General features: G+C 59.3%; 22 protein-coding genes. 7 read left to right on the forward strand and 15 right to left on the reverse strand.

Features of this window, described 5'->3' with window-relative positions; translation table 11 throughout:
* The first annotated feature begins 86 nt into the window (after positions 1-86).
* A complete protein-coding gene (locus HU218_RS06425) occupies positions 87-872 on the forward strand; it encodes an enoyl-CoA hydratase (protein WP_174874109.1) in 786 nt (261 codons plus the stop codon).
* Positions 873-929: 57 nt separating this feature from the next.
* Here the strand turns inward: HU218_RS06425 and HU218_RS06430 are convergent, their stop codons facing one another.
* The 13 genes from HU218_RS06430 to glnE all read right to left on the reverse strand — a co-directional run bounded on the left by HU218_RS06430 (position 930) and on the right by glnE (position 13,127).
* A complete protein-coding gene (locus tag HU218_RS06430) occupies positions 930-1,844 on the reverse strand; it encodes a DUF808 domain-containing protein (RefSeq protein WP_174874110.1) in 915 nt (304 codons plus the stop codon).
* An 84-nt stretch (positions 1,845-1,928) separates the two neighbouring features.
* Complete coding sequence (locus tag HU218_RS06435) at positions 1,929-2,741, reverse strand: alpha/beta hydrolase (protein WP_174874111.1); 813 nt, start codon at positions 2,739-2,741, stop codon at positions 1,929-1,931.
* Positions 2,738-4,141 (reverse strand): PhoH family protein, encoded by a 1,404-nt coding sequence (locus tag HU218_RS06440; RefSeq protein ID WP_174874112.1) that lies wholly within the window; start codon positions 4,139-4,141, stop codon positions 2,738-2,740. Before HU218_RS06440 ends, HU218_RS06435 begins: the two co-directional genes overlap by 4 nt.
* 46 nt (positions 4,142-4,187) lie before the next feature.
* A complete protein-coding gene (locus tag HU218_RS06445; protein ID WP_174874113.1) occupies positions 4,188-4,631 on the reverse strand; it encodes a peroxiredoxin in 444 nt (147 codons plus the stop codon).
* Between the two features lie 14 nt (positions 4,632-4,645).
* Complete coding sequence (locus HU218_RS06450) at positions 4,646-5,251, reverse strand: Smr/MutS family protein (RefSeq protein ID WP_174874114.1); 606 nt, start codon at positions 5,249-5,251, stop codon at positions 4,646-4,648.
* Positions 5,252-5,263: 12 nt separating this feature from the next.
* A complete protein-coding gene (gene trxB / locus HU218_RS06455; protein ID WP_174874115.1) occupies positions 5,264-6,211 on the reverse strand; it encodes a thioredoxin-disulfide reductase in 948 nt (315 codons plus the stop codon).
* Between the two features lie 245 nt (positions 6,212-6,456).
* The gene (locus HU218_RS06460) at positions 6,457-6,972 is read right to left on the reverse strand and encodes a hypothetical protein (RefSeq protein ID WP_174874116.1); all 516 of its coding nucleotides are present in this window, start codon (positions 6,970-6,972) and stop codon (positions 6,457-6,459) included.
* Position 6,973: 1 nt separating this feature from the next.
* Positions 6,974-7,426 carry a YbaN family protein gene (locus HU218_RS06465; protein ID WP_174874117.1) on the reverse strand — a complete coding sequence of 151 codons (453 nt, stop codon included), beginning with the start codon at positions 7,424-7,426 and terminating at the stop codon, positions 6,974-6,976.
* A gap of 54 nt (positions 7,427-7,480) precedes the next feature.
* The gene (locus HU218_RS06470; protein WP_174874118.1) at positions 7,481-8,074 is read right to left on the reverse strand and encodes a TetR/AcrR family transcriptional regulator; all 594 of its coding nucleotides are present in this window, start codon (positions 8,072-8,074) and stop codon (positions 7,481-7,483) included.
* 4 nt (positions 8,075-8,078) lie between these two features.
* The gene (waaF, locus tag HU218_RS06475) at positions 8,079-9,125 is read right to left on the reverse strand and encodes a lipopolysaccharide heptosyltransferase II (protein WP_174874119.1); all 1,047 of its coding nucleotides are present in this window, start codon (positions 9,123-9,125) and stop codon (positions 8,079-8,081) included.
* A gap of 62 nt (positions 9,126-9,187) precedes the next feature.
* Positions 9,188-9,394: a zinc-finger domain-containing protein gene (locus HU218_RS06480; protein ID WP_174874120.1), complete on the reverse strand. Its 207-nt coding sequence runs from the start codon at positions 9,392-9,394 to the stop codon at positions 9,188-9,190.
* A 57-nt stretch (positions 9,395-9,451) separates the two neighbouring features.
* A complete protein-coding gene (locus HU218_RS06485) occupies positions 9,452-10,375 on the reverse strand; it encodes a branched-chain amino acid transaminase (RefSeq protein WP_174874121.1) in 924 nt (307 codons plus the stop codon).
* Between the two features lie 76 nt (positions 10,376-10,451).
* Positions 10,452-13,127 (reverse strand): bifunctional [glutamate--ammonia ligase]-adenylyl-L-tyrosine phosphorylase/[glutamate--ammonia-ligase] adenylyltransferase, encoded by a 2,676-nt coding sequence (gene glnE / locus HU218_RS06490; RefSeq protein WP_174874122.1) that lies wholly within the window; start codon positions 13,125-13,127, stop codon positions 10,452-10,454.
* 28 nt (positions 13,128-13,155) lie between these two features.
* On the opposite strand from glnE, the gene HU218_RS06495 reads away from it, so the two are divergent.
* The 4 genes from HU218_RS06495 to HU218_RS06510 all read left to right on the forward strand — a co-directional run bounded on the left by HU218_RS06495 (position 13,156) and on the right by HU218_RS06510 (position 19,937).
* Complete coding sequence (locus HU218_RS06495) at positions 13,156-16,989, forward strand: YhdP family protein (protein WP_174874123.1); 3,834 nt, start codon at positions 13,156-13,158, stop codon at positions 16,987-16,989.
* A 12-nt stretch (positions 16,990-17,001) separates the two neighbouring features.
* Entirely contained in the window at positions 17,002-17,811 is an 810-nt protein-coding gene (locus HU218_RS06500; RefSeq protein WP_174874124.1) for a carbon-nitrogen hydrolase family protein, read from the forward strand.
* Positions 17,812-17,822: 11 nt separating this feature from the next.
* Positions 17,823-19,265 (forward strand): metalloprotease TldD, encoded by a 1,443-nt coding sequence (tldD, locus tag HU218_RS06505; protein WP_174874125.1) that lies wholly within the window; start codon positions 17,823-17,825, stop codon positions 19,263-19,265.
* Positions 19,266-19,454: 189 nt separating this feature from the next.
* Complete coding sequence (locus HU218_RS06510; protein ID WP_174874126.1) at positions 19,455-19,937, forward strand: MarR family winged helix-turn-helix transcriptional regulator; 483 nt, start codon at positions 19,455-19,457, stop codon at positions 19,935-19,937.
* A gap of 62 nt (positions 19,938-19,999) precedes the next feature.
* Here the strand turns inward: HU218_RS06510 and HU218_RS06515 are convergent, their stop codons facing one another.
* Together HU218_RS06515 and HU218_RS06520 are read right to left on the reverse strand one after the other, a co-directional pair.
* Entirely contained in the window at positions 20,000-20,560 is a 561-nt protein-coding gene (locus tag HU218_RS06515; RefSeq protein WP_174874127.1) for a DUF1415 domain-containing protein, read from the reverse strand.
* Positions 20,561-20,658: 98 nt separating this feature from the next.
* The gene (locus HU218_RS06520; RefSeq protein WP_174874128.1) at positions 20,659-20,862 is read right to left on the reverse strand and encodes a cold-shock protein; all 204 of its coding nucleotides are present in this window, start codon (positions 20,860-20,862) and stop codon (positions 20,659-20,661) included.
* Between the two features lie 296 nt (positions 20,863-21,158).
* Here HU218_RS06520 and HU218_RS06525 point away from each other — a divergent pair, with 296 nt between their 5' ends.
* Positions 21,159-22,262 carry an HD domain-containing phosphohydrolase gene (locus HU218_RS06525; RefSeq protein WP_174874129.1) on the forward strand — a complete coding sequence of 368 codons (1,104 nt, stop codon included), beginning with the start codon at positions 21,159-21,161 and terminating at the stop codon, positions 22,260-22,262.
* 76 nt (positions 22,263-22,338) lie between these two features.
* Positions 22,339-22,446 (forward strand): transposase (locus HU218_RS16865; protein WP_174874130.1); only part of this gene is annotated, 108 nt, incomplete at its 3' end.

Genomic DNA, 22,446 nt, shown 5'->3' on the forward strand with positions numbered 1-22,446 from the left:
CAGGAAGCTGCTGTCGCAAAATTTACGGTGATCGTCTTCTGGCTATGTCAGGCCTGGCCGGGCAGCAAGGATGGGAGCAATAACGAATGAACAAACAGATCGTGATCGAGCATCTTGGCCACTCGGCGATTGTGACAATCGACAATCCGCCGGCCAATGCCTGGACGCTGGAATCCTTGCAAGCACTGGCCTCCGCGATGGAGCTGCTGGGGAGCGAGCAGCAAGTAAATGCGGTAGTGCTGACTGGGGCCGGCGAGAAATTCTTTTCTGCCGGCGCCGATCTGCAACAGTTCGCCGCTGGTGACGAGACGTTGGCCGCACAGGTTGCAGATGCCTTTGCGCTGGCGTTCAACAGCATCCGGCATTTTCATGGCGTTACAGTGGCGGCCGTTAATGGCTATGCACTGGGCGGAGGGCTGGAGTGTGCGCTGGCCTGTGACTATATCGTGGCCGAACGTGGTGCTCGGCTCGGTTTACCGGAAGCATCAGTGGGGCTGATTCCGTGTGCCGGCGGGACCAAGGCCTTGGCCGATCGCGTCGGAGTGGCGTGGGCAAAGCGCATCATACTGGGGGGCGAAACTGTGGATGCCGACCTGGCACTGCGTATCGGGGTGGTGGAAGAGGTGGTGGATGCCGGGCTGGCCAAGATCATGGCGGTAAGCCTGGCCGGCAAAGTGTCGCGGCAATCGCGTTCGGCCGTGCTGGCCGCGCGGCGCCTGATTGATGGTAGTCCGCAAAGCACGCTGGACAGGCAGTTGCTGCTAGAAAAGGCTGCTTTTCTGGAGCTGATGGGCGGTGCGGAGCAGCTAGAAGGGGTAAGGGCGTTTCTGGAGAAGCGACAGCCATCATGGCTGGCGGATGATGACGATTGATCTGTTGGCCGCAATAAACAAACCCGGGCATGCCCGGGTTTGTTTATTGCCTGCAGCCTAGTTGCGAGCAGTGCGGAAACGCGAAGCCAGCGTGTGCAGCAACACTAGCAGCAAGCCTGCCAGCAGGCCGAGCAGACCGTTGAGCAGCCCCGAGGTGATGCCGCCGGGAAGGTGGCTGGCGTTGCCGGCGGCAAAGCCTTCTATGGCGTGGTAAACCACTGGCAGGCCGTGGGCCAGAATGCCGCCGCCGACCAGAAATACTGCTACCGTACCGGCTACCGACAGGAAACGCATCAAGGGCGGTGCCGCATTCAGTAGCAGGCGGCCAATTACCTGGCTACTTGTCTGAGGTTTTTGCGCCAGATAGAGGCCTACATCGTCCAGTTTGACGATGGCGGCAACCAGACCGTACACGCCAGCTGTCATCAAGACGGCAATGCCGGTCAGTACGGCCAGCTGGCTGACAAATGGTTCTGCCGCCACGGTTCCAAGGGCAATAGCGATAATTTCCGCCGAGAGAATGAAGTCGGTGGTAATGGCGCTTTTGATGCGGTCACGCTCAAAGGTCACCATATCCATTTCCGGGTTCTGGAGTGCCTGCAGCCGTTCGTCGTGCTCCTGTGCTTCATCGGATGCGTGCAGATATTTATGGACCAGTTTTTCTGCCCCTTCAAAGCAGAGGAAGGCGCCGCCAATCATCAGCAAGGGGGTGATCAGCCAGGGTAGAAATGCCCCGATGGCCAGGGCGAGTGGTACCAGGATGGACTTGTTGCGCAATGAACCAACCGCTACCGCCCAGACTACGGGGAGTTCGCGCTCGGCACGGATGCCGGTAACCTGCTGTGCGTTCAGCGCCAGATCGTCCCCCAGCACGCCGGCAGTTTTCTTTGCCGCGACTTTGGTCATGGCGGCCACATCGTCAAGCAGGCTGGCGATGTCGTCGATCAGCATGAAAAGGCTACTACCCGCCATTGCTACTCCTGGAATGAATTTGCCGTACGGCATGAGAAATGGCCGCCACACTAGCAAGCCTTGTTGTACGCGGCAAGTTGTTTGTCAGCCAGGAGCTGGCGCGAGAAATTGCTGGCAAAGCCAGTCGTCTACGGCTTGCGCGGCCTGTAACCAGCGGCGGTCCAGCATCAGCATGTGCCCCATGTCCGGCAGTACGACGGTGTCGATGCCGAGCAGTTGGCCGCCGGAGCGCGCTTCCATCGGACTGACCAGTAGATCGTTGCGGCCAACCAGCGACAACACCGGACAAGGCAGGCGGCGGGCAAAAAGGGCTGTGGTCAGCGTCATGTCCAGAATGGCGCGCTGGCTTTCTACCTGGCAGTGTTGCGCGAGCCATTCCGCCGTAGCCTGCTCAACGTCGGCAGACAACAGCATGCGGCGGACTTCGTCCGCCGTGGGGTGATACTTGCCCTGCTGAAACAGGTTTAGCCCCAGCAGGATGTCCGGTGCAGTCAGGCCAAGGCGCCAGGTGGGGAGAGCCAGTCCTCCAGGTGGCACGCTGGCTAGCAGCACTGCGGCCGGTGCGGGGTGCTGGCGCAGATACTGCTGGATGACAAAGCCTCCCATCGAGTGCCCGAGCAATACCGGCTGGCGGGGTAGTTGGTCGCAGGCCCAGGCGACATCGTCGACGTAGTCGGCAATGCCGTAATCGTGCAACTTGTCGCGTCCCGGGCTGTTGCCGTGGCCACGCAGGCTCAGTGCCCAGCAATCGTAGCCTTGCTGGCTGAACCAGGGCAGAAACTGCTGCTGCCAGCAGTTGGCCGCGCTGTAGGCGCCATGGATGAACAACAGCGGCGGGGCCGCACGGGCCTCGCCGCTGTTGCTGGCGTGCAGTAGTTCCAGTGCCACCCGGCTCACAACACTTCTGCCGCGTAATCGGCCAGTCGCGAACGCTCGCCGCGCTGCAGGGTGATGTGCCCGGAGTGGTCCCAGCCCTTGAAGCGGTCAACCACATAGGTCAGGCCCGAGCTGCCTTCGGTCAGGTACGGTGTGTCGATCTGGCTGATGTTGCCGAGACAAACCACCTTGGTGCCGGGGCCGGCGCGGGTGATCAATGTCTTCATCTGCTTGGGAGTGAGGTTCTGTGCCTCGTCGATGATCAGGTACTTGTTGAGGAAGGTGCGCCCGCGCATGAAGTTGAGGGACTTGACCTTGATACGACTGCGGATCAGGTCACGGGTGGCGGCGCGGCCCCAATCGCCGCTGTCCTCTTCGGTTTTGTTGAGGACGTCGAGGTTGTCTTCCAGTGCGCCCATCCAGGGCAGCATTTTTTCTTCCTCGGTGCCCGGCAGGAAGCCGATGTCTTCACCCACCGGCACGGTGACGCGGGTCATGATGATCTCGCTGTATATCTTTTGCTCCAGCGTCATTGCCAGACCTGCGGCCAACGTCAGCAGGGTTTTGCCGGTGCCCGCCTGACCGAGCAGGGTGATGAAGTCTACCTCCGGATTCATCAGCAGGTTGAGGGCAAAATTCTGCTCGCGATTGCGCGCGGTAATGCCCCACACGTTGTTCTTCTGGTGGCTGTAGTCGCGCAGCGTTTCCAGTACCGCGGTCTTGCCATCCAGCTGGATAACGCGGCACTGCAGCAGCTGCTCGCCCTGCTGCCACAACAACTGGTTGAGGATCAGGCTGGGTACGTCCGGGCCTTTCAGCTGGTAGTAGGTGCGGCCATGCTCCTGCCAGGACTTGAGATCCTTGCCATTGCGATCCCAGAAGCCCTGGTCGATCTCGCGCATGCCGGTGTACAGCAAGTCGGAATCTTCCAGCACCTTGTCGTTGAAGTAATCCTCTGCTTCCAGCGCCAACGCGCGCGCTTTGATGCGCATGTTGATGTCTTTGGACACCAGAATCACATTGCGCGACGGCTCCAGTTGCTTGAGCGCCATCACGATGCCAAGAATCTGGTTGTCCGCCTTGCCTACCGGCATTGAGGCCGGCAAGGTGGCGTGGATGGCCTGGGTTTGCAGTAGTAACCGGCCGGTGGCAGCTTCGCGGCTGGCATTTTTCAGTTCGATGCCATCGGTGATGTCTGCACCGGCCTGACTGACAATCTCATCAAGGAAGCGGCTGGCCTGGCGGGCATTGCGGGCTACTTCAGACATGCCCTTTTTATGGGTGTCCAGTTCTTCCAGCGTGATGATGGGGATGAAAATGTCGTGTTCCTCGAAGCGGAACAGGCAGGTGGGGTCATGCAGCAATACGTTGGTGTCGAGAACGAAAAGTTTGATGTTCTTGCTTTTCTTGCGGCTTGCCATGATAGGGCCCCCTTGGCTGGCAGGGCCCACCCCATGTGCGCCCCGCTTAAAGCGTGTTCACGAACGCAAGCACTTCTTCAACATGGCCCGGCACTTTCAAGCCGCGCCATTGGCGAAGGATGTTGCCAGCACCGTCAATCACGAAGGTGCTGCGTTCAATCCCTCTTACCTGTTTGCCGTACATGTTTTTCAGCTTCATGACAGCAAACAGATTACATACAGTTTCCTCCGGATCGCTGATCAATTCAAATGGCAATTCGAACTTGGCTTTGAAATTCTCATGCGATTTGAGGCTGTCGCGTGACACGCCAACGATGCGAGCGCCGGCGGCAACAAAAGCGGCATGCTGGTCACGGAAACCTTGTGCTTCCGTGGTGCAGCCGGGGGTGTTGTCCTTGGGGTAGAAGTACAGCACTGTTAACCGGCCATCGGGCAGGGTGAGCTGTTGGCCGCTGGTGGCGGGTGCGGTGAAGGTCGGGCAGGTGTCCATGTTTGTTTTCCTTGTCACTTTGGGCGCTTGAGTAACGCCAGTACGGCGCCGCTTCCACCCTGGTGGCTGGCGGTTTCGCAAAAGGCCAGTACGTCGGGATGGTGGCTGAGCCAGGCTCTGACCATCTTGGGCAATACCGGTTCGCCGCGAGAGCTCAGGCCTTTGCCATGAATGATGCGCACGCACTGGCCGACTTGGCGGGAGCGGTGCAGAAATAGCGCCAGCCGTTCGTGTGCCTCGAAACGGTCCAGGCCATGCAGATCGAGTTCGGCGCATACCGGCCAGTGGCCGCCGCGCAGCTTGCGCAGCGTGCCGCTGGGCATGCCGGGGCTGCGGTGTTGATGCTCGACTTCGGCTGGTTCGAACCAGCCCAGCATTTGGGCGAACAGATTGTTGTGTTCGGCTTCGCCTTGACTGGTGACTGGCTGACGCAAGCGGCGTGGCTTGGGACGTGGCAGCGGATGTTGCACGCGACCGTCGGGCTTGAGTGGCAGAACGTGTCGCATCAAGGTCGGGAAGTCAGGTTCTGGCTCGGGGTTGGCCGCAACGGCAACAGGCAAGACCCTTGCGGGCCTTGCCTGTGCTTTGATCGGCTTGAGCTGATCCTTGAGCGACTTCAACGCGGGGATCGCTTAGTGATCCAGGAAGCGCTCGACGTCCAGGGCCGCCTGGCAGCCGGATGCGGCGCTGGTAATGGCCTGACGGTAGATGTGATCCTGCACGTCGCCGGCAGCAAATACGCCCGGAACGCTGGTGGCAGTGGAGTTGCCCTCGCGACCGCCGCGGGTCACGATGTAGCCGGTTTCGTCCAGCTCCAGCTGTCCTTTGAAGATGTCGGTGTTCGGCTTGTGGCCGATAGCGATAAACACGCCCATTACCTTGATATCTTCGGTGTGGCCATCGTTGAACTTCAGGCGTGCGCCGGTTACACCACTGTCATCGCCCAGGACTTCGTCCAGGTTGGCATTCAGCTTCAGGGTGATCTTGCCTTCTGTTACGCGAGCATTCAGCTTGTCGACCATGATCTTTTCGGCACGGAAGGTGTCGCGACGGTGGATCAGGGTGACATGCTTGGCGATGTTGGCCAGATACAGCGCTTCTTCGACGGCAGTGTCGCCGCCGCCTACTACTGCCACGTCCTGATTGCGGTAGAAGAAGCCATCGCAAGTGGCGCAAGCGGATACACCCTTGCCGGAGAATGCCTGTTCGGAGGGCAGTCCCAGGTATTTGGCAGAGGCACCGGTAGAGATAATCAGCGCATCGCAGGTGTACTCGCCGGAGTCGCCAATCAGGCGGAACGGCTTTTCATCCAGCTTGGCGGTGTGGATATGGTCGAAAATCATCTCGGTGCCAAAGCGCTCGGCGTGTTGCTGGAAGCGCTGCATCAATTCTGGGCCTTGCACGCCGGCGACATCTGCCGGCCAGTTGTCCACGTCCGTGGTGGTCATCAGCTGGCCGCCCTGTGCCATACCGGTGATCAGTACCGGCTTGAGGTTGGCGCGTGCGGCATAGACGGCTGCAGTGTAGCCAGCCGGGCCGGAACCCAGGATCAACAGCGGGCTGTGACGAGTTTGGCTCATGTTCATTTTCCTGTGCGTCGGTGAATGGCGCTATTTTAGCAATAATGTGAGGGGCAAGCTTATTGAGCGTTGCTAATGACGAGATAGTTTTGAACTAACAAGAGGGGGGTGGTACAGATGTGCGCCATCTGCAATGGCAAGGTATGGTCTTCACTCATTGCTATAGTGTTGGGCGGGGGGGGGGAGATGCCGCATACGTCGCAGCACAACGGCTGAAAATGCTAACCCCCTGTTATGTGTGTTGATTACGCGCTGGTGCGAACCTGCTTGCTGCTACCGGCATCCTGCAGGAGTGATTGGCTACTCTGGTACTGGGCAACAGCATTCTGCTGGCTGTAGGCATTCAACTCGGCTCGGCTAGTGTCCTGCTTTTGTTGTTGCTGGGTATTGGCTTGCTTGTTTGGCTGCGTCTCATTGCTTGCGTTGCTTGTGGTACTGGAGTTGTTGGTTTGTTGGCTGGGCGGCGTGTTGTCTGAAAGTTGTGCAGCTCGGGAGTTCAGTAATTGCGCTTGCAGGCTATTTTCCAGCTGCCTGGAAGATTGGTTGCTGGTGCCATTACGAGTGGCTGAGGCCGATTCGCTTTCACGTACCGCTTGGGCTGTTTGAACAGCGCCACTTTGCTGCTGGGTGTTTGCCTGTCGCGCTGCTGCTGCGGCTGCCTGTTCATCCTGCAGGCGCTGGCGATCTTGCAGCTGTCGTTGCTGCTGCAGGCTGTTGCCAGCGTTATTTACGCTGCTGTAGCTGTTGTTGCTGATATCCATCTCAATGTTCCTCAGGCAGGGAGTCCAGCTTGCGAAGCGTGCATTGCGGCATAACGGTCGATCTAAACTGCTGGTTAGCCGACAGGGTGGGCAAGTGAAGTATCCATATGCTCAATCCAAGCCATAACAGAACCAGAATGGCCTGTATATAGGGCAGATGGCTGCTGAAGACGATACTTGCCCCGAAGGAAACCAACATGCTTCCCTGCGCCAAAAACTTGGTGCGACGTTGCATGCCGCGATATAGGCGCCAGTCACGTATGACCTTGCCAAAAACAGGGTGTTGTAACAGCCGCTGCTCCATATTCGGGTGGCTGCGGGCGAAACAGGCGGCTGCCATCAGAATGAATACTGTTGTCGGCAGTAGTGGCGTGACGGCACCAAGTATACCCAAGGCCAGATTAAGGTAACCAAGTAGCAGCCAGACGGGTTTTCGGAGCTTGCTCTTGCGCATGCAGGACTCCCCTATAACGTCTTCATTCAAGATGATATGGCAGCCGTTGGCAAGTCAGTTTTCCTGTATGACTAGTGCCAGCATACGTTCGGCCAGTTGGGCCACACTAAGTTCACCATCGTTACGGTACCACTGTACGGTCCAGTGCAGGCTGCCAAGCAGGGTGCGGCGCAGCAATCGGGTATCCTGTTTGACTAGCCCCTCGGTTGCGGCCTGGTCCAGCACTTGTTGCCATAGTGCTTCGTATCGATCGCGCAGTACGATCAACCCTGGTTTGGCGGCCGCCGAAACGCTGCGCCACTCGTATAGCATTACTTCCAGTGCCGCCTGGTTGTCCCCCAGTAGCGAATGCAGATGCACATGAAACAGTGCGGCCAACTTGCTGCGAGTGTCGCCGGCTGCGGTCAAGGTGGCTGCCAGCTGTTCGGTGGTGGCGGTAATGCCGAGTGCCATGACGGCAACCAGGATTTCTTCCTTGGTACGGAAGTGATAGAACAGGCTGCCGGATTGCAAGCCTACGGCATTGCCAAGGTCGCGGACGGTGGTGCGCTCGTATCCCTGGTCGCGGAACAGCCGGGCGGCGGCGCGAACCAGTTCCATGCGGCGGCTATTTTCTTCCGGGGTGGCCGGTAGTTCGTTGCGCTTCATGATCTTATTCTTGCGATTGGGTTGCTGGTGGCGGCGATTGCTGCAGCATGCTCTCTGCAGCTTGCCAGACCTGCGCCGGGTGAAGGTTTTCCAAGCAGAGCGTGTGCTTGTACGGGCAGTTGCGCTCAAAACATGGGCTGCAGTCCATGTTTAGCGACACGATCACCGATTTGTTGCTCAGCGGCGGTGTGAAGTCAGGGCTGGACGAGCCGTAAATGCCGACCAGTGGCACATCCAGCGCTGCAGCCACATGCATCAGTCCGGAGTCGTTGCAAACGGCAAGCTTGGCAAGGCCGATCAGGTCGATGGCTTCTTCCAGGCCGGTTTTGCCACACAGGTTGGCCGCAGCCCCTTGTGACAAGCTGGCGATTTCTTCGCCGATTTCCTTGTCTTTGCCGGAGCCGAACAGGCAGACCTGATATCCGGCGGCGTGGTAGCGACGGGCGAGCTCGGCAAAGTGTCGTGCCGGCCAGCGCTTTGCCGGGCCGTATTCGGCACCAGGACACATGGCAATCAGTGGTTGCTGCAGGTCGATGCCTAACTTGCGGGCGGTATCCTGTTGCTGTTCCAGTTTCGACGACAGGCTGGGGTGCGGGATCGGGCGCAGCACAGGCATGCCGGACTCTTCAGCCAAGGCGCAGAAGCGCTCCACCATGGTGGGAAGCTCCTGCTCGTCCAGGTCTCGGGTGTCGTTAAGCAGGCCATAGCGCAGTTCGCCGGTAAAGCCGGTGCGAAGCGGGATGCCACTCAGGAATGGGATGAGTGCGGCTTTGAGCGAATTAGGAAGCACCACAACCTGGTCGAAGTGCTCGGTACGCAGTTGGCGGGCAACTTTCCAGCGCTCTTTCAAGCGTAACTGGCCATGGCCAAAGGGGTTGAGGTGTGCCTTGGCCACCTCCGGCATGCGCGAGAGCAGCGGCAGTGTCCATGCGGGGGCGAATACGTGCAACTCCAGTCCAGGGTGACGTTCGTGCAGGCGCCGATAAAGCGGCTGGGCCATTACGCTATCGCCAACCCAGGAGGGGCCGATTACCAGAATTTTCTTGATCATGTACAGAAGCAAAAAAGGTGCAGCAAGGCTACACCTTTAAATCAGATGATTGAGTGCGTGGCTTAGTGATGGCCATGCGGCACCGGGCCGGTAAATTTATAGAGCGTGCCGCAGTACGGGCACAGAGCCTCTCCGCCGTTCTTGAGGATCGGCAGGAACACGCGCGGGTGAGAGTTCCACTTGATCTGGTTTGGCGTCGGGCAATGCAAAGGCAGATCCTTGGCGGTAACTTCGATGACGCGGGCGGTGTTTTCTTTCAATTCAGCCATGCTAGCTTGCTTTCAGTATGGTCGATGATCGGCGGTGGTTGCCGCCGGTTGTGGTGGTCAGCCGACGTAGGTCAGCCACTGCTGTTTGCTGCTGTCGAGCCCTTTTACGCAATCGAAGTAACGCTTCTGGATCTCGGCGGTAACCGGGCCGCGCTTGCCTTCGCCGATGCTGCGGCGATCCAGTTCGCGGATCGGGGTTACCTCGGCAGCGGTGCCGGTAAAGAAGGCTTCGTCGGCACTGTAGACTTCGTCGCGGGTGATGCGCTTCTCGACGATCTGCAGGCCCATTTCGGTGGCAATCTGTACCACGGTGTCGCGGGTGATACCTTCCAGCGCGCTGGTCAGGTCCGGGGTATACAGCTTGCCCTTCCGGACAATAAAGATGTTCTCGCCGGAGCCTTCGGCCACGAAGCCGTCCACGTCCAGTAGCAATGCTTCGTCGTAACCATCGGCGGTGGCTTCGTTGTTGGCCAGAATGGAGTTCATGTAGTTGCCATTGGCCTTGGCCTTGCACATGGTGATGTTGACGTGGTGGCGGGTGAAGGAGCTGGTCTTCACGCGAATGCCATTCTCCAGGCCTTCTTCGCCCAGATAGGCGCCCCACGGCCAAGCGGCCACAATCACCTGCACGTCGTCCTGCTTCGGTGCTACGCCCAGCTTGCCGGAGCCGTAGAATGCCATCGGACGGAAATAACAGGATTTCAGCTTGTTGGCCTTCACCACATCAAGGTGCGCCTGATTGATCTGTTCTTTGCTGAACGGCAGGTTCATGCCGAGAATCTTGGCAGAGCGGAACAGGCGGTCGGTATGGTCTTGCAGACGGAAAATTGCCGGGCCGTTGGCGGTTTCGTAGGCGCGGACCCCTTCGAATACGCCCATGCCGTAGTGCAGGGTATGGGTCAGTACGTGGGTGGTGGCGTTGCGCCATTCCACGAGTTCGCCGTTGTACCAGATGTATCCGTCGCGATCTGCCATCGACATGGTGGGTTCTCCGTCTAGTCCTGTTTTCAATTATGCGGCGATTATACAGTCGCCATCCTGCAAAGTGTTATGGCTTTCATGGAGAGTCTGCGGCACAGCCGAATACCTGCTGCCACAATGCCTGCACTTGCTGATAGCACTCCAGCGGGGCATGGCTGACTTTGCTGCTGTCATTGAGCCGGCTGGCATGCTGTAGTCGGCGATAAGTGCGGTAGGCATCACGGGCCTGGTTGGCTAGCGCCGGGGAAATCAGGCCGGCTTCGGCTGCCGTTGCCAGCAGTGCGATATTGCCGCTGTTGGCCAGCAAGCCCGGTACCTGACGGGCATGAGCCAGGATAAGGAATTGCACGATGAATTCGACATCGACAATGCCGCCACGCGCATGTTTGACGTCATCCTCGCGTGACGGGTGGGTTTCCAGCATCTTGCTGCGCATGGCGATGACTTCTGCGGCCAACGTTGCCGGTTCGCGCGGCAGTGACAGCACTTCTTCGCGGATGGACTCGAAGCGCTCGCCGATCTCGGTGTTGCCACAAACAAAACGGGCGCGAGTCAGGGCCTGATGCTCCCACAACCAGGCATCATGATGCTGGTAATGACGGAAGGCCTCGGTGGTGCTGACCAGCAGGCCACTGGAGCCGTTCGGTCGCAGGCGCAAGTCGATGTCGTACAGCACGCCAGCAGAAGTGGTGCTAGTAAGCCAGGTGGTCATCTTGCGCGCCAGTCGCGAATACAGGTCCGCGGCGTCCGGATGCTCGTCGTCGTAAAGGAAAATCACGTCGAGGTCGGAGGCATAACCCAGCTCTTTGCCGCCGAGCTTGCCGTAGCCGATGATGCTGAACAGCGGTACTTCGCGGTGGCGCTTGGGGATGTCTAGCCAGGCGTGCTGCAAGGTGGCTGCCAGCACCAGGTCGGCGAGGCGAGACAATTCGTCGGACAGCGCCTCCAGCGTCCACATGCCGGCCAGGTCCTGAGCTACCAGGCGGAAGGTCTGGGCATGCTGGAAGTGGCGCAGGGTATCCATCTTGGCTTCGACGTCGCCCTGGCAGTCTGCCAGTTGCTGCTGGAGCTGTGCGGCCAACTGTGGCCAGTCGGGGCTGGCGTACAGTACGCGGGCATCGAGCAGTTCGTCCAGCAGGATGGGGTGGCGGGTGAGGTAGCCGGATACCCAGGCGCTGGCAGAACACAATGAGGCCAGTCGTTGCAGGGTCTGCGGGTATTCCTGCAATAACGATAGATAGGATGAGCGGCGACTGATGGCTTCAATCAGTGTCAGGACGCGCGACAAGGTGGTGTCCGGGTTTTCGAAGCCGGCGGCCACCTCGATCAGCGGCCCCATCAACGCATCCAGTTTTTTGCGTCCGCCATCCGGTAACTGCTGATAGCGCTGGCTGGTCTTCAGGCTGCGCAGTTGCGACTGGATCGCGGCCGCATCCTGATAGCCCAGCGTGGCCAACTGGCCGTCGATGTCGGTGTCGCTGATATCGCGCCACAGACTTTCCAGTGGATGTGCAGGCGCACCTTCGGTTGGCAAAAAGAACACCTGTTCGAAGTGACGTGCCACCTTGCGGCGATGCTGGTTCAGCTCGTCCATGAAGCTTTGCCAGTCGGCAAAGCCCATGCTGCGGGCAATGCGCTGTCGGTTGTCGTCGCTGGTTGGCAGGTTCTGGGTTTGCTGGTCGTCGAGGTATTGCAGCCGGTGTTCCAGGTTGCGCAGGAAAGTGTAGGCCTGCAGCAGCTCGTCAACAGTGTCCGGCTCCAGGAGGCGCAGCTCTGCCAGCACGGCATAAGTGTCGCGGGTGCTCTTCAGCTGCAGGCGGCGCTCGCGGCCGCCGCGAATCAGCTGGAACACCTGGGCGATGAATTCCACCTCGCGGATGCCGCCAGGCCCTAGCTTGATGTTTTCCGCCATGTCGCGGCGGGCAACCTCGCGGCGAATCTGGGCGTGCAAGTCGCGCATCGCACCATAGGCGCCGTAATCCAGATACTTGCGGTAAACAAACGGGCGGGTCAGTGGCTCCAGCTGGCTGGCGTCGCCGGCGATTACCCTGGCCTTGATCCAGGCGTAGCGCTCCCACTCGCGGCCCTGGGTCAGCAGGTAGTTTTCCAGCGCCGCCAGGCTCATGACCAATGGACCGGAGTCGCCGTAGGGACGCAGGCGCATGTCGACGCGGAATACCTGGCCATCAAAAGTGATGTCATTGAGTGCGCCGATCAGCAGCTTGCCGAGCCGGGTGAAGTATTCATGGTTGGCCAGCTTGCGGCTGCCGTTGGTGTCTCCACCTTCCGGATACAGGAAAATCAGGTCAATGTCGGAAGAGACATTCAGTTCATGGCCACCCAGTTTGCCCATGCCGACAACTATCAGTTCCTGGACTTCGCCGCTGTCTTCACCGATAGGGTCGCCAAAGTGCGCCAAGGTGCGCTTGGCAATGGGCAGGGTGGTGTTGATGACGAAATCTGCCAGCAAGCTGATGGTAGTGACCACTTCGTCTAGGCTGGCAACGCCGCCGACATCGCGGGCAATCAGTCGCGCCATCACGGCGGTGCGCAGCTGGCGCAGCAATTTTTGTAGCACTTCCATGCTGTCCAGACTGTCCCAGTCTGCAAAGGCCTGCATTTCCGCCAGATCGAACGGCTGTTGCAGTCGTTCGGTAAGCAGGGCGAGCTGATCCGGGTTGGCGGATAGCTGGCGGTCTAGGTAGTAACTGAATGTTCTGGCTGCTGGGATGACGGCGGTGTTTACTGGCATAATGCGCCTTCAACGCTATGACGAAATCGTGACTCCTCATTCTACCTCTTCTCCCGACACGAACGCAGCGCGCGATGACCGCAGCCTGCGGGTGGTGTCCTTGCTGCGGCGCACGCTGCGGCTGGTGCGCCTGCTGTTGCTGCTGCTGACGCTTGCACTGACCGTTGCTTTTCTGCTGTTCCGCTTTCAGTTTTTGCCCAATCTAGATCGTCTGCGTCCTGACATCGAGCGTTGGGCCAGCAACAGTATTGGCATGCCGGTGACGGTTGGCCACATCTCCGGACAATGGCTGGTATGGGCGCCGCAGATCACGCTGGAACAGGTGGCTATCCGTCCGCGGCCGGATGCGCCGCCGATGTTGCTGCGCGAGGCGCAACTGGTGCCGGCTTGGAAGAGCCTGTGGAATCTGGAGCCGCGCCTGGCACGGATTACCCTGCGTGGTCTGGCACTGGACTTGCAGCGCATGCCGGATGGACGCCTGCGGCTGAACGGGGTGGCGCTGGACGAGGGCAAGGGTGATGGTTCGGCCGCTGACTGGTTGATGCGGCAGGACGAAGTCGATGTTGTGCTGCAACGCTTCACCTGGCTGGATCAGCAGTTGGGCTTGCCGCCTTTGTCCGCGCGCGACATGCATTTGCAACTGTTTGCCGGTCTGTTTGGCCATCGCTTGCAGGTGAGGGCAAAACCGGAAAGCGCGCTGTTATCGCAGCTGGATCTGGAAGGTAGCTGGCGTGGTAGTCGAATGCGCGACTGGCGAGACTGGACGGGTGAGGTGTCACTCAAGGCCGATGCGCCACAACTTGGCTGGTTGCAACGCTACTGGCCGGATGCGCCATTCTCGGTAGGCGGGGCGGCCTCCTCGCAATTGCGCATGCTGTTTGCCGAGGGGCGTGTCACCACGCTGGCCGGTAAGTGGCAGGTTGAAAAGGTTGCCTTGTCGCTGGCCGGCAAGGCGGTGCCATTGCCGCATCTGGCTGGCGAGGTGGATTACCAGAGCACGCAATCAGGCAGTCATGCATTGCAGGCCAGTCACCTGGTGGTTAATACCCAGTATGGCAAGCTGCTGGCCGATGCCGCTATCAATGCGCGCTGGCAGGAACGGCAGGGCGGTAGCGTCCGCGTTAGCGGCTTGTCGCTGACACCGGCGTTGCCTTTGCTTGCGCCGCATTGGCCGGCGTTGGCGGAGAGTCAGTTGGCCCGGGTGGACGGCCAGTTGCAGCAACTGGATTTCAGCTGGCATGGTCCGGTGCAGCAACCGCATGATTACCAGTTCGCCACCGTTTTTAATGGCCTGGCACTGCAGTTACATAACGACATCCGTCTGGCCGGCGGGATGTCTGGCCGTGTCAGTGCCTCTGCCAATGGCGGACAGCTGGTGCTGGATGGCAGCAGGATGCAGCTGGCGGTTCCTGGCCAGTTGCCGCAGCCGGTTGCGTTGCAGAAGCTTGCGGCCAACCTTGAGTGGCAGCGTAGCGGCAGCGGTTGGCAACTTGCTGTGCCAGCCGTAAAAGTGACGACACCTGACCTGTCTGCCCTTATCAAAGGCAGCTTGCAATTGCCGCTGGATGGGTCGGTACGCAGTGACCTGACGCTGGCCGCAGATAGTGTGCCGGCCAATCGCGTGCCAGCCTATCTGCCGGCCTTGATTGGTACCGATACTGTCCACTGGTTGCGTGCAGCGTTGCAAGGGGGCGAGGCGCGTCAGGTACGCGCCAGCCTGCAGGGAAATCTGGCCGCGTTCCCGTTTGCCGACGGCAAGCAGGGGCGGTTCGAGGTGGCTGCCGATATTCACGATGGCAAACTGCAATTCGAGCCGGACTGGCCGGCGATTAGTGCCATCCAGGGGCGGTTCAGCATGCGCAACGACGACATCCGTATCGATGCCCGTACCGCGCAGACCGCGGGCGTGGCGCTGGATGGCGTTGTTGTCAGTCTGCCGGCGGTGACTCGAGGCGATGCGCGTCTGCTGATCAATGGCCATGCCCAGGGTGAACTACCCAAAATGCTGGCCTATACCCATGCCAGTCCGGTAGATGGCTGGCTGGATGGCTTTCTTTCTACTATCGACAGTGCGGGTGGTGCCGGTTTGCAGCTTGGCTTGAATATCCCGCTATCCCGCATCGCTGATACCAAGGTGGATGGCAAGCTGGCATTGGGCGGTAACCGGCTGCAGCTGCGCAGCTTGCCATTGCCGGTGTTGACCGATGTCCGTGGGGCGTTACATTTCAACGAGCGCGGGGTTTCCAGCCCTGGTATTGACTACAGTGCCTTTGGTGGCCGCAGTCACCTTGCTGCGTCACTCGATGCAGCCGGCAAATCGCACTTTACCAGCAGTGGCGAGCTGGACTTGCCGCAGGTAACTGCCCGATACGTACCGCTGCTGACGCGGTTTATCAATGGTCATACGCCCTATCAGGCCCGCTTTACCGTGGGGAAAAACCTGGACGAGCTGACGGTCGAGTCCTCGCTGCAAGGTATCAGCAGTGCGGCGCCGGTGCCGCTGGCCAAGGAGGCACAGGATAGCTGGCCGCTGCTGCTTTCCCTGCGGCCGGCAATGCGTGGCTGGCGACTGGCCTGGCAACAGCAGCAGCGCGCCGCCGGCGTGGTGACGTTGGCCGCGAATGGCAGCCTGCAGGGGGTCGGGGTTGGTGTGGGTGTCACCTCGCCCGAACCGCAGAACAATATCGCAATCTACGGTCGCGTGCCGCAATTGAAGCTGGAGCCGTGGCTTGCTGCAGTGAGTGCAGTGGAGGGGGGAGGTAATGCAGTCGTGCCTCCGCTGCAGCTACGGCTCGACACCCCGCTGTTACAGGCGGGGGGCAAGGGTCTGCACGATGTTGCTGGTCAGCTTGACTGGCAGGGCGGCGCCGCGCCTTTCGAATTGCAGATGCAATCGCGGGAGCTGCAGGGCCGGCTTGATTACCAACCGGCGGGCGAGGGGGTATTGCGTGCCCGCCTGCAGCGGCTGGCCGTTCCATTGCCGGTGGCGGAAGGGGCAACAGACAACGAATCGCCGCAGACCATTCCGGCACTGGATGTGCAGGTAGATGCCTTGCAGGTGTCTGGGTACGAGTTGGGCAATTTGCGCCTGCAGGCCCACCACCAGCCGCAACTCTGGTTGCTGGACGAGGTGGTGTTGCAATCGCCCGAGGCCGTGCTGCAAATGAAAGGTGCGGCGCCGGAAGGTACCGGCAGCGGTGGGCGGCGTACCGAGCTGGAGTTCAAATTGCAGGCCAAGGATGCTGGCGCCTTGCTGAATCGAGTCGGTATGGTTGGTATGCTTAAAGGCGGTAGCGGCGAAATGTCCGGTTCCTTGCAATGGCTGGGGCAGTTGGCCGCATTCGATTTGTCGCGGCTTAGTGGCAACGTGAAGCTGGATATGGGCAAAGGGCAATTTGCGCAGGTGGACCCGGGCGCCGGGCGCCTGTTGGGTCTGCTGAGCCTGCAATCGCTTAGCCGGCGCATCCGGCTCGACTTTACCGATGTATTCAGCAGTGGCTTTGCTTTCGATAACTTGCGCGGTACTGCCAATATCGATTCAGGTGTCTTCCGCTCGAACGATGTGCAAATCCAGGGGCCGGCCGCCAGGGTGGCAATGAGTGGCGAGGCCGATCTGGCTAACAACCGGCAGCAGGTGCTGGTGCGGATAACGCCGGCGTTATCGGAAAGTGTGGCGGTCATCGCTGGCGCGACCCTGCTCAATCCGGTGGCGGGTGCGGTAGCACTGGCGGCACAAAAATTGTTGCAGGATCCTGTCAGTCAGATACTGTCGTACGAATATGAAGTCACAGGCAGTCTGAACGATCCGCAAGTACGCAAGGTTGGTCAGCGCGTCGAAAAGCAATCCGAAACGAAACCGTAGCCGGAGAAACCAATGAAAAAAGCATTCAAGGCCGCGGCAGTGCAGATGGTATCCAGCCCGGATCCGCAGCGTAATTTGCAGCGTGCGGCAGAACTGGTTGCCGAAGCTGTCGCCCAAGGGGCCGAGCTGGTGGTGTTGCCAGAATACTTTTGCATGATGGGCCACCAGGATGGCGACAAAGTGGCGATCCGCGAAAATTTCGAGGCGGGGCCGCTGCAGCAGGGGTTGGCCGCTATCGCGCGTGAACACGGCGTTTGGCTGGTAGGTGGAACGGTGCCACTGGCCTGTCCGGAGCCCGGCAAGGTGTATAACACCTTGCTGCTGTTTGCACCGGATGGCAGTGTTGCCGGCCGTTACGACAAGATCCACCTGTTTGGCTTTATTGGACAGGGTGAGCGTTATTGCGAGTCTGACAGCATCCTTGCCGGTACGGAGCCGTTAAAAGTCGGGACTCCGCTGGCAGATATCGCGTTCGGCATCTGTTACGACCTGCGTTTCCCCGAGTTGTTTCGCCGGCTGTCACCGTTTGACCTGCTGGTGCTGCCTGCGGCGTTTACTGCCACGACGGGGGAGGCGCACTGGGAGGTGCTGCTACGGGCGCGCGCCATCGAGAACCAGTGCTACGTGCTGGCATCAGCGCAGGGTGGCGAGCATGAAAATGGTCGCAAAACCTACGGCCAGAGCATGATTATCGACCCATGGGGCCGTATCGTTGCCGAGTTGAGCAAAGGCGAGGGTGTCGTAATCGCCGAGATCGACCCTGAAGTTATCCAGTCGGTGCGGGGGCGCTTGCCGGCGCTGGCGCATCGCGTGTTTTCCTGAAAGAACAAGATATGAGCAACGCATTAGCCATTGCAGACAACCTGTTGCTGGCCCCGTATGGCGTGGACGAGCGTGTGCTCGATGCCACGCTGGGCCGCATGCTGGCCCATCAGGTGGATTATGCCGACCTGTATTTCCAGTACACCCGTACTGAAGGCTGGAGCCTTGAGGAGGGTATCGTCAAGGCTGGCAGTTTTAGCATTGATCAGGGCGTAGGAGTGCGTGCGGTGTCGGGCGACAAGACGGCATTCGCCTATTCCGACGATATCAGCGCCTTTGCGCTTGGCGAGGCGGCTGATGCGGTGCGTGCCATCGGAGCCGCGGGCGGGCATGGCAATGCGGGTGTGGTGCAGTCGCGTCAGGCGCTGGCACTTTATCCGGCGCTGGATCCGGTAGATAGCCTGCCGGCCGAGGCCAAGGTGGCGTTGCTGGAGAAGGTGGAACGGCTGGCTCGAGCCAGTGATCCGCGCGTTATTCAGGTTATGGCAGGTCTGGTGGCCGAATATGATGTGGTGTACATCGCGCGTCATGACGGTGTGCGAGCGGCAGATGTGCGACCGCTGGTGCGCATGTCGGTTACGGTGATTGCCGAGCAGGATGGCCGCCGGGAGATGGGAAGCAGCGGCGGTGGTGGCCGCTTTGATCTTACCGGTTTCAGTGATGAGTTTATCGCGCGCCACGTTGACAAGGCGGTGCGGCAAGCGCTGGTCAATCTGGAGTCTCGTCCGGCGCCGGCTGGTGCCATGACCGTGGTGCTGGGGTCCGGCTGGCCCGGTGTGCTGCTGCACGAGGCCATCGGTCATGGTCTGGAGGGAGACTTCAACCGCAAAGGCACGTCGGCCTTCAGTGGCCGTATCGGCCAGCGGGTGGCTGCGCCCGGCGTGACGGTGGTGGATGATGGCACCCTTGCGGGGCGTCGTGGCTCGCTGGCGATCGATGACGAGGGCAATGCCACACACTGCACCACGCTGATCGAAGACGGCATCCTGAAGGGGTATATGCAGGATGCAATGAATGCGCGTTTGATGGGTATGGCGCCCACCGGCAATGGCCGGCGTGAATCCTATGCCCATCTGCCCATGCCGCGGATGACCAATACCTATATGCTGGCGGGTGATAAGGCGCCAGAAGAAATCATCGCGTCGGTAAAGGACGGGATTTATGCGGCCAACTTTGGTGGCGGACAGGTGGACATTACCAGTGGCAAGTTCGTGTTTTCAGCTTCGGAGGCATGGAAGATTGAAAACGGCAAGCTGGCTTATCCGGTCAAGGGTGCCACGTTGATTGGCAATGGTCCTGACGTGCTGAATTATGTGGCGATGATCGGCAACGATCTGGCGCTTGATGAAGGCGTTGGCGTTTGCGGCAAAGAGGGGCAAAGTGTGCCGGTCGGAGTCGGGCAACCAACACTGCGAATTGATGGCGGCTTGACTGTGGGCGGTACGGCAACCTGATCGTGGCGCGGCCCGTTCGGTTTTGCTGCTCCTGGTGGGTGTACAAATGGTGACCTCATGGTAGGTGCGCCCGCTGCAGACCTGTAATAGTCTTGCGGGCGTTTGCTGAATGGATAGCAGGTCATTGGACATTGCGGCGGCTTGTGCGGCCGGGTTGTGTATGCAGAGAAAGTTTGAATTACCGAGTTTATGACCAACACAGAAATTTCGGACATGCCGCTTGAAGTACTCAAGCAGTTCCGGGTGGTATTTCGGGCTGCGCAGCAGCATTCCTCCGATATCGAGAAACTGCTGGGAATTTCCGGGGCTCAGGCATGGTTGCTTGTAGAGTTGCGGGACAACGGGTCTTTGAAGGCTGGGGAGTTGGCCGCACGCATGTCCATCAAGCCGGCAACATTAAGTAATATGCTGCTGCGACTGGAAGAGCTGGGGTATTTGCAACGTCAGCGCAATGCGCAGGATATGCGGGTTGTTGAAGTGGCATTGAGTGATGCCGGTCGAGAGCTGGTTGGTCGCGCTAACTACGCGCCACGCGGGTGGCTGCCAGAGGCCTTGTCGCGGATGTCGCCGCAGCAACTGTCTTCTCTGTCCGAGGGGTTGGCCGCATTGCTATCGGTAATGAATGTGGATGCCCGTACGGGCGCGAATAGTCCGCTGCCTTTTACCGAATGATGCAGTTGCAAGTAGTGTGCTACCAATAAAAAAACCGGCTTAGCCGGTTTTTTTATTGGTTATTACTTAGCCTTGTGTGGGCCGACGTCTAGCGCCTCCCAGCCGGCGCGGCCAAGCTCCTCCATGACCTCGATGTTGCGCTCGTATATCGAGGCCGGGTCGGGGAAGGCTTCCACGGCGCGGGCAATGCTGCTCTCGCGCAACAAGTGCAGGGTGGGATAAGGCGCGCGATTGGTGTTGTTGCTGACGTCATTAATGGTTGTACCGTCAAACTGGAACTTGGGGTGGAATTCGGCAACCTGGAGTTCTCCTTCCAGCTTCATTTCCTCCAGTACCGCATCCACCACACCAAGAAACTCGTTGAAATCGAGAAAGCGCTGCAGCACAAACGGATGGACCAGCAAAGTGGTGTCGATTTCTTCCGGATCACTGTCGGCCAGTAGGCGTAGCTCGGTGACCAGGTGCTCCAGTAGTGCGTCAGGGGATTCGGCATCGCTGACAACGATGCGTACTTGATCTTTGACGTAAACTGCCTTGGCGAACGGGCATAGGTTCAGGCCGATGACGGCTTTCTCCAGCCAGTTGCGGGTGCTGGCGATAATGTCGTCGTGCGAGGTTTCCATGAGGCGACTCCTTGCATGGGTGGTGTGTTGCGAGTGCTGCAAAAGCAAAAACCCGGATGCAAGCATCCGGGTTTTTCAGTTCCAAACCAGTGCTGATATTACAGCGGCTGGATGTTGGAAGCTTGTTTGCCCTTCGGGCCATCAACGATGTCAAAGCTTACGCGCTGGTTTTCTGCCAGGGAGCGGAAGCCTTTGGAGTTGATTTGCGAGAAGTGTGCAAATACGTCGTCACCACCATTGTCCGGAGTGATGAAGCCGAAACCTTTAGCGTCGTTGAACCATTTTACGGTACCGGTTGCCATGTTCTATTCCCTTATTGAGAAAGCGTTGAGTATGAGAAAAGCGCATGTCAATCAAGGGAAAAGACAAACTGTGGTACGGCGATAGCCTTTACAACAACTGTACAGATCACGACTTGAAAAACTGCAAGTCGCAGTCTGCCTGCGCTTCAGGGGACAAGCAAGTCTTTTTTGCAGCAAATCCATAAAAAAAATGTGGGCTATGACAACTTGTCATACGGCAAATGGACATTTCTGCCATTACGAATCAGGAGTGGCTCTATAGTGCAGTCACAGAACACAGACAAAGGGAGAGGTATATGGAGGAGACCATTGAACACTATCGCATTGAGGATGAAGAGAGTTTCGGTGATTTCCTCTATGCGCTGAATGAATATGCACCTCGTGCGGCCAACTTGTTGCAGACGCTTCGCCAGCAGCCGGCGGATCAGCTGGTGCTGGCGGAGTTGATGCGGCTTTTTCACACCATCAAGGGGGATGCCGGCCTGTGCCGGTTGTATTTTGTGGAGCCGCTGGTGCATGCCGTTGAGGATACGCTGGCACGCATCAAGGCGGGAGAGCTGATATTTAGCGCGGCACTGGAGCAGGTCATGCTGTTGGCCGTAGACCGGCTGGAATTGTTGATTTCCGAGCTGGACAGTGGCCGGGATATCTCCTTGCGCGATTTCAACTTGCTGATTGCAGAGTTGCAGCAGCTGGGGGAAACGCCTGCCGCGCTGGTTGATGCCCAGGCATGGTTATTGGTCAAGCGGCTTACCGGCTTTGTGCCACAGCAAAGCTTGCCGGCCAAGCCAAGTGCGGCGTCACCGGCGCAGCAGGCCGACCTGGAGTTTTTCCGTTCATTGGCACTGCAGTTCGAGCAGCGCTCCATGCTGTTTCAGGGACGCACCGAACGAAATCTGATGTTGGCCGCAGCGTGCAATCAGGTGTCTGGCTGGTTGGTGGACCCTTTGCAACTGGAGGCTGCGGTCTATATGCACGATATCGGGATGATGTTTTTGCCGCAGGAGCTGTGGTTGCGGCAGGGGCGTCTGAGTGCCGAAGAGCGGATACAGCTTGCCGCGCATCCGGGCTGGGGGGCAGATTTGCTGGGGCGAATGACTGGCTGGGAAATGGCGGCCCGCATTACGCGGGAACACCATGAGCGTCCGGACGGGCATGGCTACCCAGCGGGGCTGCGCGCGGATTTGATTTGTGACGGCGCCAAACTGCTGGCCATTATCGACACGTTTGAGGCCGTGATCTTGCGGCATGGCCAGCGGCATCAGGTGCGCTCACTGCTGCGTGCCCTGGCGGAAGTCAATGCAGGCGAAGCCCAGTTTGACGCGGTGTGGATCGGGCACTTCAATCAGGTCGTGCGCAACATGATGGACGAAGGTGTGGTGTTGCCCCATGTCCGGTGACGTCATTGCAGTAGTGAATCGCCCCTCCTTTCCTAGATACCTCGTGAGCCTCACACTGGCCCTACAAGGAGGTGTCATGAGCAGGCAGCTTTTCCCCGAAGAATTCAAGATTGAAGCCGTCAAACAGGTAACCGAACGTGGCTATCCGGTGGCCAAAGTCGCCAGCCGTCTCGGTGTTTCGGCG

Source organism: Vogesella oryzae (assembly GCF_902829295.1).
Classification (GTDB): domain Bacteria; phylum Pseudomonadota; class Gammaproteobacteria; order Burkholderiales; family Chromobacteriaceae; genus Vogesella; species Vogesella oryzae.